The sequence below is a fragment of the Pseudomonas sp. NFACC02 genome, assembly GCF_900110765.1.
In the GTDB taxonomy this organism is placed as follows: domain Bacteria; phylum Pseudomonadota; class Gammaproteobacteria; order Pseudomonadales; family Pseudomonadaceae; genus Aquipseudomonas.
Genome location: NZ_FOEO01000017.1, coordinates 1 through 12,731, shown reverse-complemented (window position 1 = coordinate 12,731; position 12,731 = coordinate 1). Strand labels below are relative to the sequence as shown.

The 12,731-nt window shown below is 58.6% G+C and carries 15 protein-coding genes; 3 read left to right on the top strand and 12 right to left on the bottom strand.

Annotation, left to right across the window (positions count from 1 at the left end):
* Positions 1-65: 65 nt before the first annotated feature.
* The 6 genes from BMY73_RS15375 to BMY73_RS15350 form a co-directional block, all read right to left on the bottom strand.
* The gene (locus BMY73_RS15375) at positions 66-1,274 is read right to left on the bottom strand and encodes a type II toxin-antitoxin system HipA family toxin (RefSeq protein WP_092408142.1); all 1,209 of its coding nucleotides are present in this window, start codon (positions 1,272-1,274) and stop codon (positions 66-68) included.
* Complete coding sequence (locus BMY73_RS15370; protein ID WP_370588155.1) at positions 1,271-1,510, bottom strand: helix-turn-helix domain-containing protein; 240 nt, start codon at positions 1,508-1,510, stop codon at positions 1,271-1,273. The genes BMY73_RS15375 and BMY73_RS15370 overlap by 4 nt, the downstream gene beginning before the upstream one ends.
* 138 nt (positions 1,511-1,648) lie before the next feature.
* Complete coding sequence (speE, locus tag BMY73_RS15365) at positions 1,649-2,509, bottom strand: polyamine aminopropyltransferase (protein ID WP_062385755.1); 861 nt, start codon at positions 2,507-2,509, stop codon at positions 1,649-1,651.
* 169 nt (positions 2,510-2,678) lie between these two features.
* Positions 2,679-2,870: a PLDc N-terminal domain-containing protein gene (locus tag BMY73_RS15360; RefSeq protein ID WP_024688144.1), complete on the bottom strand. Its 192-nt coding sequence runs from the start codon at positions 2,868-2,870 to the stop codon at positions 2,679-2,681.
* Between the two features lie 102 nt (positions 2,871-2,972).
* The gene (locus tag BMY73_RS15355; RefSeq protein ID WP_092408140.1) at positions 2,973-3,491 is read right to left on the bottom strand and encodes a hypothetical protein; all 519 of its coding nucleotides are present in this window, start codon (positions 3,489-3,491) and stop codon (positions 2,973-2,975) included.
* Between the two features lie 101 nt (positions 3,492-3,592).
* Positions 3,593-4,129: an ankyrin repeat domain-containing protein gene (locus tag BMY73_RS15350; RefSeq protein WP_062385759.1), complete on the bottom strand. Its 537-nt coding sequence runs from the start codon at positions 4,127-4,129 to the stop codon at positions 3,593-3,595.
* A 464-nt stretch (positions 4,130-4,593) separates the two neighbouring features.
* Here BMY73_RS15350 and BMY73_RS15345 point away from each other — a divergent pair, with 464 nt between their 5' ends.
* Positions 4,594-4,872 carry a DUF3509 domain-containing protein gene (locus tag BMY73_RS15345; protein ID WP_062385760.1) on the top strand — a complete coding sequence of 93 codons (279 nt, stop codon included), beginning with the start codon at positions 4,594-4,596 and terminating at the stop codon, positions 4,870-4,872.
* Between the two features lie 138 nt (positions 4,873-5,010).
* Here the strand turns inward: BMY73_RS15345 and BMY73_RS15340 are convergent, their stop codons facing one another.
* The 6 genes from BMY73_RS15340 to aroC all read right to left on the bottom strand — a co-directional run bounded on the left by BMY73_RS15340 (position 5,011) and on the right by aroC (position 10,277).
* On the bottom strand, positions 5,011-5,727 hold the full coding sequence (locus BMY73_RS15340; protein WP_092408138.1) for a LuxR family transcriptional regulator: 717 nt from the start codon (positions 5,725-5,727) through the stop codon (positions 5,011-5,013).
* 316 nt (positions 5,728-6,043) lie between these two features.
* Positions 6,044-6,727 (bottom strand): acireductone synthase, encoded by a 684-nt coding sequence (gene mtnC, locus BMY73_RS15335; RefSeq protein ID WP_092408136.1) that lies wholly within the window; start codon positions 6,725-6,727, stop codon positions 6,044-6,046.
* A 6-nt stretch (positions 6,728-6,733) separates the two neighbouring features.
* Positions 6,734-7,279: a 1,2-dihydroxy-3-keto-5-methylthiopentene dioxygenase gene (locus tag BMY73_RS15330; protein WP_062385765.1), complete on the bottom strand. Its 546-nt coding sequence runs from the start codon at positions 7,277-7,279 to the stop codon at positions 6,734-6,736.
* A gap of 109 nt (positions 7,280-7,388) precedes the next feature.
* Complete coding sequence (locus BMY73_RS15325; protein ID WP_092408134.1) at positions 7,389-8,003, bottom strand: methylthioribulose 1-phosphate dehydratase; 615 nt, start codon at positions 8,001-8,003, stop codon at positions 7,389-7,391.
* Positions 8,000-9,148, bottom strand: a complete 1,149-nt coding sequence (locus BMY73_RS15320; RefSeq protein ID WP_092408132.1) for an MFS transporter — start codon at positions 9,146-9,148, stop codon at positions 8,000-8,002. Before BMY73_RS15320 ends, BMY73_RS15325 begins: the two co-directional genes overlap by 4 nt.
* 37 nt (positions 9,149-9,185) lie before the next feature.
* Entirely contained in the window at positions 9,186-10,277 is a 1,092-nt protein-coding gene (aroC, locus tag BMY73_RS15315) for a chorismate synthase (protein ID WP_092408130.1), read from the bottom strand.
* A gap of 129 nt (positions 10,278-10,406) precedes the next feature.
* Between aroC and BMY73_RS15310 the strand changes: the two genes are divergently transcribed.
* Together BMY73_RS15310 and BMY73_RS15305 are read left to right on the top strand one after the other, a co-directional pair.
* On the top strand, positions 10,407-11,402 hold the full coding sequence (locus BMY73_RS15310) for an alpha/beta hydrolase (RefSeq protein WP_092408128.1): 996 nt from the start codon (positions 10,407-10,409) through the stop codon (positions 11,400-11,402).
* Positions 11,403-11,620: 218 nt separating this feature from the next.
* Entirely contained in the window at positions 11,621-12,421 is an 801-nt protein-coding gene (locus BMY73_RS15305; protein WP_092408126.1) for a hypothetical protein, read from the top strand.
* The last annotated feature ends 310 nt before the right edge of the window (positions 12,422-12,731 follow it).

Sequence of the window (12,731 nt, the reverse complement as noted above, 5' to 3'; positions counted from 1 at the left end):
AAGCAGTGAAAATTCCGTTGTTTTGCCGAGGTTCAAATATTTACTTACAAAACCGGTCGGTATCGCTAGCCAAAGGACAAGGCATATTGCCCTAGCGCATACTCAATCGCTTGAAACACCTTGGGGGCATCCGCCGCCAGTTCCGCATTGTGCTCAAGCGACGCCTGCACCGCTGATATCAGCCGTTTGATTCTGGGTTTAGGTTTCTGGATGTTGCAGGCTGACGCCAGATCGAGAATGCCCAACCGCGAAGCAAACAGACTTTTCGAGCCCGCCAACCGCAATGCCAAGCTGTCTTCTTCGATGTACGCGGTGGTATTTACAATGTCGTAAGCCGGCGCGAGTTGCGCGTCAGCCCCCAACGGGTCGCGGTATAGAATCCCGAAATTCTTCAGATGTGCATCACCGTTGCCGACCATGCAACTCAGCGCAACGATGTCGAAGAACTGTTCCCGCGAAGACGCCACATGCTGTGGCGCGCAGAACAGCCCGATGGCTCGGGAAATGTTTTCGTAGCTGGAATCGTATTTTTGCTCTGTACTCAGGCCCATCAGCACCGCCATGTCTTCGAAACCGACAGGACGTTGATCCGGCTCCCGATCAAAACGCCGCATGACGAACAACTGACGGTTGTCGGACAAATAAAACTCCGGCACGGGCATGCCCGCTCTGCGGGCGGCATCCATGCACACGTATTCGTTGATAGCGAGCCCGGGAAAGTCTGCCCTGCCGGACTTCACGATGAGCTCAGGCATCAACAAGGTCGCCTTGGGATCTGCAGTGCCATCGCCTTCCGGCACAAGCACCTTGGGCTGAACGCCAGAAATCCCTGTGCGCAGGATGTAGCGGTCGACCAGTTCGGCGAACAGATCATGAGCGCCGTCCCAACTCAGAATCTGCTTCAGACTCCTGCCCGGAGCATCACGGCGGCCGCCCAGCAGTTGCTCAATGGCTGGTGCCTGAACAGCCACGCGCCCTATGGGCGAACCGCTCCCTGTCAGTGCTATCAGCAACATGGGATTGATGGGGGTGGTTTTGGCCAGACGATTACGCAGTTGCTCCAGAACGTAGCCCTCAGGCAGATTCATCTGAAACACGGGATGCAGGCTTCGCGAGGTATAGGCTGTGTCGCGTACGGCCATGGTCAGGCTGATCTGCGACGCCGGAACCGCGTCGAGCCCGTAACGGAACAGATAGTCGCCGGATTCAGCCAGGGACAGCTCACCACTCTGACCTTGTGGCGTGAGGATTCGGACCCGATCAAGGGGATTCATCGGAAAACCTCACGCAACTCTTCGAACGAAGGCCTTCGGGCCGGCACAACCTTGAGTTCGGCATCCAGGGCAGCAAGTGCCTTGGCATAGAAATTCATGGACACCGTCGGACTGCCCTTCTCGACCTCGGCCAGCTTCTGTCGGGTCATGCCGGATTGCGCGGCCAACTCAACCAGCGTCAGCCCTCGGGTCTTTCGCATCTGCGCAATTTGGGTACCCAAGCGTTCAATCAACAAGATCGCGTCCACGTGTCATGCCTGCATAACATTCAAAGAAGATTGGAATGTATATGTAACACGAAAACCACACAATCATTTGTCACGTATAAATAACAAATGCCATGTAATGTTATCTATACGTGACTCAGCCCTGATTCAGTCGTTGCTCGGCTTGTTCAAGGCTTGCAGTACGTACTGCGGCAGCGCGAAGGCGCCGATGTGAATTTCAGGGTTGTAATAGCGCGTGACAATGCCGCTGCCTGCAAAACGCTGACGCAATGTCTCCACCGGGAGTTTGCGGTACTGCGTGTTGGTGGAGCCCCAGGCGAAGGTCATCGCGCCACCGATGTAAGTCGGTACGGCAGCCTGATAGAAGTGCCAGTCGGCAAACAGGCCGTTCATGCGGCCAGCGGTAGTCTGCACTTCGCTCATCTGCATGAAGGGCGTGCCGTTCTGAGTGACCAGAATGCCGCCCTCGTTCAGGCAACGATGGCAAGCCTGATAGAAGTTTTCCGAGAACAGCACTTCGCCCGGACCGATCGGGTCGGTGGAGTCGGAGATGATGACGTCGAATTTTTCCTGGGTGTTGGCAACGAAACGCATGCCGTCGTCGATCACCAGGTTCAGACGTGGATCCTCGAACGCGCCTCTGGAGTGGTTCGGCAGGAACTCCTTGCACATTTCAACTACGGTGCCGTCAATCTCGACCATGGTGATGTGCTCGACGGTGGCGTGCTTGGCCACTTCACGCAGCATGCCACCGTCGCCGCCGCCGATGATCAGCACACGTTTGGCGAGGCCGTGCGCAAGGATCGGCACATGGGTCAGCATCTCGTGGTAAATGAACTCGTCGGCTTCAGTGGTCTGGATCACACCGTCCAGCGCCATCACCCGGCCCATGCGCGGGTTCTGGAAGATCACCAGGTGCTGATGCTCGGTACGCACTTCGTGAAGCATTTTTTCCATACGAAAGCGTTGGCCGTAGCCTTCATACAACGTTTCCTGATAGTCGCTCATGGATGGAGTCCCCGATAAATACTGGTGGCAGGACGGCGGGCCGCCCACAAGAAGGCGCGCATTCTACGTCGCCCGGCATGACAGGTCTAATCTTGCGCCAGCACCATGAAAAACGCCTGATTGCAGGCATGCAATCAGGCGTCGGTGTTCTGGAGCCTTGGTCGACAGTCTAGATGCGGACGTTGCCCCGCGGACCCGCGATAGCCCAGATGATCAGGCCGAGGACCGGAAGCAGCACGATCAGCAGCACCCAGAGGATCTTCATCCCGGTTTCCGCACCGCTCTTCAAGACATTAATGATGGCCCAGATATCGAGGGCCAGAATGATCAGTCCAACCAGACCATTAAAGGTGGAACCCATGGTGTTGCTCCTTATTGAAGGCTTGCCCTGTTAGGAGTGGCGGCGCTCGATGAGGGTTCCGTGGGTCGGCAGGTATTTCAGCAGCAGTGGAGTGTTTCAGCTTCACGCCTTGAGGGCTTCCAGTGCGGGCTCGATCAGAATCCCCAGTTCCACGCCCAGCGCCATGACCCGCGCCTGATCGCAGCCATACACCAGCACGGTCTGCAGTTCATCATCCAGAGGCTCGCTGAAATTCATCAGCACATACCCGCCCATGTCCTTGTTCATGCTGCCCAGTTGAATCTGGATTCTGTTCAACGCCGTCAGCGGCTCAGCCTTCGCCAGTTGTTTTGGCTTGATGTTGAACGACACATTCGGGCCGAAGGACGCCGTGATTTCTGCGAACAGGTCCATAAACGTGTCCGCCTGGAACATCACGGTTTCCGGCAAGCTGCCCACGACCACCCACTCGCCCAGCGGTATGGGAAAGGTGTCGTCGTAATTGACGTCGGGATTGGCGATCAGAAACGCATCCGGGTCGGCGTAAGCCTGGGCGGCTTCGTCGGCAATCTTCACGATTTCCTCGTCGCTCATGCAGCCGGAGCTGATCTTGCTGATGAATTCGATGAGTGCGGCTTTCATGGCGATGTAATCCGGAGGCAAAAAAACAGGCGCGAAGGATAGCCGGAAATCCCTCGCGCCTCTATTGCTTCGCTTGATCGGGTGCTTCGCCTGATCGGGCGTCAAACGCCCAGACGTGTCAACTGTTCCGCTGTGTCGGTAGCGCCCATGGTTTGAGCGGCCATCAGCGGCGTGACACCCTTGGCATCCTGGATATGCGGGTTCGCGCCCTTGCCGATCAGGTAATCGACGATGGCCGTCCGGTTGAACATCGCTGCCATCATCAGCGCGGTACGCCCGTCGGCCGAAGCGCCCTCCACCTCCGCTCCGCCCTCTACCAGGAGACGCACCACCTCCAGATCGCCTTTGAAGGCGGCGCCGGCAATCGGGCTCTGGCCGTTATCGTTACGAATTTCAGGATCGGCGCCATGCTTGAGCAACACGCGGACGGCATCCTGATGACCGTGATAGCTGGCCAGCATCAACAAGGTGTCGCCTTTATGATTGCGCAAGTTGGGTGTCAGCCCGTTCTCAAGCAGCCGGTCCAGCATCGTGGCATCACCGGCACGCGCGCGGTCGAACACCTGCTCGGCGAACTCCAGCGCCTCTTCATCCGACATGCGGGTGGCAGACCCTGGGTTATTCGGGGCATCGGACATTCCATTCACTCCTGTAGCGCCACTGCGTGGCTCGCATGATCAATCGTTCGGTCGCGGCTTTCTGTATCAGAAAATCTCAGAGGCACGCGGATGGGGTCAAGTTCCCACTGATGCGGCTCACGTTGCCATTTCAATGCCTGCACGGCCAAACAACCTTTTCGATCATGCCCATAGAAAATGCCGTCTATCGACCGTCGGAAAAAATCTCTGACACAGCACGAAATAATTGCCGGGTATCGCTGTCTGAGATTTCAACAGCGCCTCATTCAGCCCCTTCCCTCAGATTCTTCCTCCCGCAAAATGCAGGATGCCCGATGGCCATTCATGCAAAATGCACGAAAACAAAAACCCAATAATTTTTTAACTTATTGATTTATAACGAATTTATTTAAGTACAAATACTGGCACAGTCACTGCACTAGTCCTACCAAGCTTGTTATCACTGAGCAATGGAGCCGCTAGACATGACTTTTATCCAAGAAAAATTCGCGTCCGTATTTTCCGATTTCGAAGTCAACACCCAGCCGCGCCCTGATGGCGGTGTGCTGCTTTCTCTGCGCAACAGTGAAGGTAAACAGATTCGTCGCTCGGTTTCGTACGCTCAACTGCACACGCCGGTACAGCTCGAATGGGTCATCAGTGCCATTCGCCGTGACTTGGCGGCTCAGGCCAGCGAACTGCCGGCGATCTCGATGCTGCAAAGTCAGCACCGCTTCGACCTGCCGACGTACCACACCCGCTAAGCAAGGCTTGGTCATCACCGGCCAAGTCAACCGATTGCACCGCTGCATCCTTTGAAGCATCCCTTGATACCGCGATCGCCTACGGCAATCGCGGTTTTTTTTGGTGCGGGCATACCCACGGAGCGACGGTTGTCGTCCCTACTGGATGATGCCGCGGCACAGGGCTTCACCGACTGCCTGAGCCCGATTGGTAACGCCCAGTTTGGCGTAAATGCTTTTGAAGTGATGCTTGACGGTGGCCTCCGAGACTTCCTTGATAAGACCAATCTCCCAGGCGGTCTTGCCTTCTCGCGCCCATTTGAGAATTTCCAGCTCCTTGGGCGTCAGCGCCCGGGTCTGCAGTTGCCGACCTTTGCCCGCTACATGCAGCATGGGGACCAGACTGGTCAGCAGATAACGGTCGTTATGCGTCAGGGGCCGGCTCATGGCGTTGAGCGAGCAGATGGTCACTACGCCCTGATTGGCGCGGTTCTGGCTGCTGTAGCCGTAGGAAAAAGCCGGCAATAGCTGGCAATCTTCTACGGCGGCCATGTAAGCGGGCGACGGTGGGTACGTCTGGAATGCCTCCTCCCAATCCAGAAATCCCATGGTGCGGCGGAAACAACGGATGACAGGGTCCTCGATCATGAGTCGTCCCTGGCAGTAGAGATCCTTCCAGTAATTGTCGACGTTGGATGTGATACAGCTGAGCAGGGAACCGTTGCGGTACTGATAAAGCATCGCTCGCTCACAGCCACACTCCTCCCGTAGCCAGTCAAGCGCGTTGGCAATCGCGGCGTCACCATCCTGCTCGGTAATGCTGCTGACCATCTGCTGTATCAACGGACTCAGTGTCCCTGTTTGCACGTTTTTCATCTTCCCCTCCGTTTAAAAAACGTCATGTGTCGTCCCTGAAGCTCTTTAGAGTTTTAAGTGATTGCAGCCGCAGCGACCCCGATTCCGGCTGGAACCCGCGAACAGAGGCGCGCCAAAACGGCTGTCAGGTTCCGACAGGTGAAGGGTTACACAGTCCGGGAGGGTTAAACATAAAGGCGAAAACAAACAGGCATGCCTGACTCGTAAACAGGCCGCTTCCCACAAAACAACCAAACCGTGCTTACATTTCTGACGTTTTACAAACAAAAACGGCCGATATCAGGGATATCGGCCGTGGGCTCGTCACAGGACCGGCTTAATACGTCGCGGGATCAATCTCCGCAAAACTGGCGACGTTCCGGTGTCCGGCCAGCGCACCGCCGTTGCGCACCAGGCCGCAGGTCGCCATGGTCGCCTGCTGCGCCGCATCCAGTTCTTCGACGATGTCGGAGAGAAACAGGATGTCCTGCGCCGGATGGCCAATGGCCGAGGCTATCGTGCGATAGGACTGCACCTCGCGCTTAGGACCGGAGGTCGTATCGAAGTAACCGCTGAACACGCCGGACAGATCCCCCGCCTCGGAGCGTCCGAAGATCAGCTTCTGCGCCTGGATCGAGCCCGACGAATACACATACAGCTCATAGCCTTGCCGATGCCAGCGCTGCAGCGCCTCAACGGCATCCGGGTACACATGGCCCTTGAGCTGTCCGGCCAGATACCCCTGTTGCCAGACCATGCCCTGCAATGCCTTGAGTGGCGTGGCCTTGCGATCCTCGGCAATCCAGCCCAGCAGAATCTCGATCACGCGTTCGATATCGGCCTGAGGCTCGGCACTGTCATGACGCACGGCCTGAAGTTGCGCGGCCACATCAGCCTCGGTCGCGTGCTGGCGCACGTAATCCGGCAGGTGGGCGGCCGCGTAAGGAAACAGCACGTCGAAGACGAAACTCACCGCGCTGGTGGTGCCTTCGATGTCGGTCAGAATTGCTTTGATTGCCATGGTCTCTCAGTCTTCCAGACGCGGAAACTGGCTGGCGATGGACTCACCGGTGAAGTTCGCCACCCAGCCTTCCGGATTATTGAACAGGCGAATGGCGACGAAATGCGGGTTCTCGCCCATGTCGAACCAGTGCCGTGTGCCCGCCGGGACGGAAATCAGATCGTTTTTCTCGCACAACACGGCGTAGACGAAATCGCCGATGTGCAGGGTGAACAGACCACGGCCGGCGACGAAGAAGCGCACCTCGTCCTCGGCATGTTGATGTTCATCGAGGAACTTGGCCCGCAGTTCGGCCTTCTGTGGATGGTCGCTATTGAGGCTGATCACGTCGACGGTGACATAGCCTCGTTCGGTCATCAGTTGGTCGATCTGCACGCGATAGGCATTGATCACCTCCTCCTGACTGGCGCCCGGGGCAATCGGGGTTGCCGCCTGCCAGCGATCGAATGCGACACCGTGCTCGGCCAGGGTCGAGGCGATGTCCTCAAGATGGGTCAGGACTTTGTTCGGCAATTCAGGAGATGACACGTGATAGACGGACAGACTGCTCATTAGGGTGTTCCTCGGTTCGGTCAACGCGCGCCGGCTCTGGGGCCGGTCGGGCGCGGGATCATTCAGGCAATCGACAACACAGTACGGATACGGCTCAGTGAATCTGTGATCAGCGATTCATGACCGCCATGGTTTTGAGTTCGCACTCGAAGAGGAACTCAAACGCCTCGATCTGACGCAAAGCATCGCTCATCTTCGCCCCCCAGGTGTACAACCCGTGGCCGCGAATCAGATAACCGGCGCAATCGGGATGCTGGTCGAGCCACGGCTGAACCTTCTGAGCCAGTCGGGCGATGTCCTGATCGTTGTCGAAGATCGGCACGACCACGCACGACTCATGCGTGACCACCCCGCTGAACGCCTTCTGCAACTCATAGTCTTCGAACACCAGACGGTCGCCCTTCGTCAGCCGCGACAGCACCGTCGCATTCACCGAATGGGTGTGCAACACCGCGCCCACTTCGGGTTTGCAGCGGTAAAGCTGGGTGTGCAGCAAGGTTTCCGCGGAGGGTTTCTTGCCCGGTTCCAGGCTGTTACCGGCCAGGTCGGTCGCCAGGACATCGTCGACGCCGAGCTGCCCCTTGTGCTTGCCGGAGACGGTCAACAGCGCCTCGCTGGCCGACAACCTTGCCGAATAGTTGCTGCTGGTGGCAGGCGACCAGCCCCGGCCATACAGGAAGCGCCCGGCTTCGATGATTTCTTGAGCCAATGATTCGCGACTCATACGCGCTCCTCTTTCATACATGTGGCAGCCAGAATCGCGGCAATCAAGGCCGCCAGGCTGGCGATGGCGAAGGTCCAGCCAGCGCCTAGCGCATTCCAGCTGTAACCCGAATACAACGCACCCAAGGCGCCGCCGGTGCCGGACAATGCGGCGTACAGCGCTTGTCCCTGGCCTTGCTGGCGTGGGCCGAAACTACGTTGCAGGAACTGTATGGCAGCGGCGTGATAGCTGCCGAACGTGGCCGCATGCAACAGTTGCGCGACGATCAGGACCGGCAAATGATCAGCGAAGTTGCCTAACAAAAGCCAGCGCAGAGCAGCCAGCGAAAAGCTTGTGATCAAGACATGACGCGCGCTGAAGCGCTGAAGAATACGGCTCATTGCCATGAACATCAGGACTTCAGCGACAACCCCCACGGCCCAGAGCATGCCGATGATTCCGCGACTGTAGCCCAGGCGCTCCAGGTGCAGCGTGAGGAAGGTGTAATACGGGCCGTGACTCAACTGCATCAGTGCGACGCTGACATAAAAAACCAGCACGCCCGGGGTGAACAGTTGCTTTAAAAAGCTTTCACCCGCCGGACGCTGGCTCGATGCGGGCGGTTGAGCATTGGGCACCCACCAGCTGCTGGCAACGATTCCGGCCATGATGACCAGCAAGGCTTGGGGATACAGGTCCAGGCTGAACCACTCGAACAGTCGCCCCAGTCCGACCACCGTCAGGATGAAACCAACGGACCCCCACAGGCGGATCTGGCTGTAACGCGCGGTCTGGCCCTGGAGGTGCGCCAGTGTGATGACTTCGAATTGCGGCAACACCGCATGCCAGAAAAAGGCGTGCAGGCCCATGACCATGGCCAGCCAGGCGTAGGATTTGTCGAACAGGATCAGCGAAAAACAGACCAGTGTGCAGACCGCTCCGAAGCGCACGATCGCCAGTCGACGGCCCGTATAGTCCCCCAACCAGCCCCAGAGATTCGGCGCCACGCAACGCATCAGCATGGGAATCGCGACCAGCTCACCGATGCGCGCGCTGGAAAAGCCCAGATGATCGAAATACAGCGCCAGAAACGGCGCCGTGGAACCGAGCAAAGCGAAATAGAAGAGGTAAAAGCTGGACAGTCGCCAGTAAGGAAGCGCCGCCACGTTCAAATACCCGTGGCAGCGACACCGTATGGCGGCATTACAGCTGACCCAGAACCGGCGTATTCACGCGCACATCCATGTTCTGTCCGCGATGACGGAGCAGATGGTCGAGCAGCACGATGGCCATCATCGCTTCGGCGATGGGGGTGGCACGAATACCGACGCACGGGTCGTGACGGCCCTTGGTGATCACGTCGACCGGGTTGCCGTCGACATCAATCGAACGGCCCGGCGTGGTGATGCTCGAGGTTGGCTTCAAGGCCAGATGCGCAACGATTGGCTGCCCGGAAGAGATACCGCCCAGAATGCCGCCGGCGTTGTTGGACAGAAAGCCTTCCGGCGTCAGTTCATCGCGGTGTTCGGTGCCACGCTGGGCAACGCTGTCGAAGCCGGCGCCGATTTCGATGCCTTTGACGGCGTTGATGCTCATCAACGCGTGAGCCAGTTCAGCGTCCAGACGGTCAAAGATCGGCTCGCCCAGACCAGGCATTACGCCCTCGGCGACCACCGTGATTTTTGCCCCGACCGAATCCTGATCGCGACGTAACTGGTCCATGTAGGCTTCCAGCTCGGGCACTTTGTCCGGGTCCGGGCTGAAGAAGGCATTCTGCTCGACCGATTCCCACGTTTTGAACGGGATGTCGATAGGGCCCAACTGACTCATGTAGCCACGCACGGTGATGCCCTGTGTCGCCAGGTATTTCTTGGCAATGGCGCCTGCGGCCACCCGCATGGCGGTTTCACGGGCAGAGCTGCGACCGCCGCCACGGTAATCGCGGATGCCGTACTTGTGGTGATAGGTGTAATCGGCGTGCGCCGGGCGGAACAGGTCCTTGATTGCCGAATAGTCCTTGGACTTCTGGTCGGTGTTGCGAATCAGCAGGCCAATGGAAGCCCCGGTGGTCTTGCCTTCGAACACGCCGGAGAGAATTTCGACCTCATCCGCTTCCTGGCGCTGAGTCGTATGTCGGCTGGTGCCGGGCTTGCGGCGATCAAGGTCACGCTGCAAGTCTTCCAGCGACAATTCGACACCTGGCGGGCAGCCGTCGACGATAGCAACCAGCGCCGGACCATGGCTTTCGCCGGCGGTGGTGACAGAGAACAGCTTGCCGTAGGTATTGCCGGACATGCGGGAGGCTCCGAAAGATCGATCAAAAACTCAAGCGCGGCAGTATACGCAGGCTGAACGCGTGAATCACCCTCGAACCTTATTCGTCTGGCCGCATCCAATTGACACTTTATTGACGATGATCCTGCGATGCTACCTGCCATGTCCCTTATCCGCGGCTTGCTGCCGCTGCGAGTAATCGCCTTGACCCTCACCCTGATCACCTCCATGGCGCACGCCGGGACACCCGTGGTGCTGCAACGTCCGATCTCTCTGGACACGGGCACCGGCGAGCTGTTCGGCACATTGCTGCTGCCTAAATCCACCACACCGGTGCCCGTGGTACTGATCATCGCCGGGTCCGGCCCGACCGACCGTGACGGCAACAACCCCGACGGCGGTCGAAACGACAGCATGAAGCGCTTGGCGCTGATTCTGGCCAGGCACAACATTGCCAGCGTGCGCTACGACAAGCGCGGCGTGGCGGCCAGCCGACCGGCCACGCCGGACGAACGTAACCTGAGCATCGAAAAATACGTGGAAGATGCCGTGGCCTGGGCCGAGAAGCTCAAGACCGACCCGCGCCTCGGCCATCTGATCCTGATGGGGCACAGCGAGGGCGCGCTGGTGGCCACGCTGGCCGCCCAACGGGCAGGTGCGGCGGCGCTGATCTCGGTGGCAGGCACCGGCCGGCCGGTCGATCAGGTGGTTCGCGAACAGTTGCAACACCGCCTGCCCCCGCCGCTGCTGGCGCGCAGCGAGGAGTTGATCGAGGAAATCAAGGCGGGCAAGACCGATGACAACGTCCCGGAGCCGTTACAGGTGGTCTTCCGTCCGAGCGTGCAGCCGTACCTGATTTCCCTGTTTCGACAAAACCCAGCGGCAGCGTTCGGCCAACTGAAGATCCCGACGCTGATCATTCAAGGCCGCAACGACATGCAAGTCGGCGTTGGCGATGCAGAGCTGCTGCACAAGGCCAAACCGGACTCGCAACTGGCGATCATCGATGGCATGAACCATGTCCTGCGCATCGTGCCGATGGACATGAAGCGCCAGCTTGCCTCCTATAAGGATCCGCAATTGCCGCTGGCCAGCGAACTGTCCGATCGCATCATCACATTCATCGGCTCGATTCCCTCTGCCTGAGGCACATCCGACGCGTCACTGGGGGAAGTCAGTTTGCTGACTCCCACAGGTTTTGTGTTCAGCCGACAGTGGATGCGGCGCCAGCTTCGCCAGGCCAGACAGCTACGGCGCGTATTAACGTCTTCATGCACGGTTCTCCCTTCAGCTTCGTTGAAAACAGCCGATAGGGGGATGCAGGCATTGTGTTGCCGAGCAATGTCGAAAACAGGATCGCCGTCATGACACAAGCACCTATTGAGGCCGAAGCGGCCGCCCAGACAGACGCCAAAGAAGGTGAAGTCGCTGCCCCGGTATTGTGGGAAGAGGTGCAGGCAGAGCATTTTTCGCTGCTGCGTCTGGCCCCGTTGCCCACCGATCGCGCCACGGGCGCCCGCCCTCTGCGTTTTGTCGAGTTCGGACGCGCCGAGCGCAACAGCAAGGAGTTCAGCCTGCTGCGCATGAGCTATCACCTGCCGGGGCAAAAAACCCGCAAGGAGCAGAATCATCTGGACGTCTGGGTCGATCACGCCAATCGCGCGGTGCGCGTGGGGCCTGAATCGGGTCTGCAGATCGAGCCTTGGAACCGTGGCCTGGGCCGGTTCATGGTGGCCCAGGGCATTCACTGGGCACAGAAACGCTGGTCCGAATACAAAATCGCTGGCACAGCGCTGGCCAATAAGGATGCGCTCAACGAGGACACGCGCCTGCGTCGCGATCACTTCCTTAAAACCCAGGGCTTCGAGGTGGTATATGCCGACCCGCAGCACCTCAAAGGCAGCGTCAAGGATGTCAAAGTCGCCAACCTGAACAACACCTGGAACACTGACAAGGTGCAGATCGTCGACATGCTCGATGCCGCGCACATGCTGCAGCAGGCCGAGCAGAAGATTCAGGAACAGGAAGTCACGATCAAGAAGGCCGAGGACAAGGTCAGCAAATACCGCCGCGACGACAGCGGACTGCGCTTTACCATCGCGTGCCTGGTGACCTTTGCGGTCTTTCAGGCCGGATTATTGATCTGGATTGCGACGCACAGATAAACCATCCGCAACAAAACCTGTGGAGCCGGCTTGCTGGCGAATGCGGTGGGTCAGAAACATCAACAGTGACTGACATACCGCTTCGCTGCCCTCGTAACCTCGGACGGCTCCTACAGAGTTCCGGGTTGAGCCACGAATCTGTGTCCAGACCGCAGACCTGTGGGCCGGCTTGCTGGCGAATGCGGTGGGTCAGCGACATCAACAGTGACTGACATACCGCATTCGCGGCCCTCGTAACCTCGGACGGCTCCTACAGGGACGGCGCCGTTCCGGAGCCATGAGGACGACGCGGATACTGTAGGAGCCGGCT

Excerpts from the sequence above, each read along its gene's own strand:
- BMY73_RS15340 (WP_092408138.1), bottom strand. The coding sequence starts at position 5,727 with ATGAAAAACGTGCAAACAGGGACACTGAGTCCGTTGATACAGCAGATG.
- BMY73_RS15350 (WP_062385759.1), bottom strand. The coding sequence starts at position 4,129 with ATGTCCGATGCCCCGAATAACCCAGGGTCTGCCACCCGCATGTCGGAT.
- BMY73_RS15345 (WP_062385760.1), top strand. The coding sequence starts at position 4,594 with ATGACTTTTATCCAAGAAAAATTCGCGTCCGTATTTTCCGATTTCGAA.
- BMY73_RS15355 (WP_092408140.1), bottom strand. The coding sequence starts at position 3,491 with ATGAAAGCCGCACTCATCGAATTCATCAGCAAGATCAGCTCCGGCTGC.
- aroC (WP_092408130.1), bottom strand. The coding sequence starts at position 10,277 with ATGTCCGGCAATACCTACGGCAAGCTGTTCTCTGTCACCACCGCCGGC.
- speE (WP_062385755.1), bottom strand. The coding sequence starts at position 2,509 with ATGAGCGACTATCAGGAAACGTTGTATGAAGGCTACGGCCAACGCTTT.
- BMY73_RS15325 (WP_092408134.1), bottom strand. The coding sequence starts at position 8,003 with ATGAGTCGCGAATCATTGGCTCAAGAAATCATCGAAGCCGGGCGCTTC.
- BMY73_RS15330 (WP_062385765.1), bottom strand. The coding sequence starts at position 7,279 with ATGAGCAGTCTGTCCGTCTATCACGTGTCATCTCCTGAATTGCCGAAC.
- mtnC (WP_092408136.1), bottom strand. The coding sequence starts at position 6,727 with ATGGCAATCAAAGCAATTCTGACCGACATCGAAGGCACCACCAGCGCG.
- BMY73_RS15305 (WP_092408126.1), top strand. The coding sequence starts at position 11,621 with ATGACACAAGCACCTATTGAGGCCGAAGCGGCCGCCCAGACAGACGCC.
- BMY73_RS15375 (WP_092408142.1), bottom strand. The coding sequence starts at position 1,274 with ATGAATCCCCTTGATCGGGTCCGAATCCTCACGCCACAAGGTCAGAGT.
- BMY73_RS15360 (WP_024688144.1), bottom strand. The coding sequence starts at position 2,870 with ATGGGTTCCACCTTTAATGGTCTGGTTGGACTGATCATTCTGGCCCTC.
- BMY73_RS15310 (WP_092408128.1), top strand. The coding sequence starts at position 10,407 with ATGCTACCTGCCATGTCCCTTATCCGCGGCTTGCTGCCGCTGCGAGTA.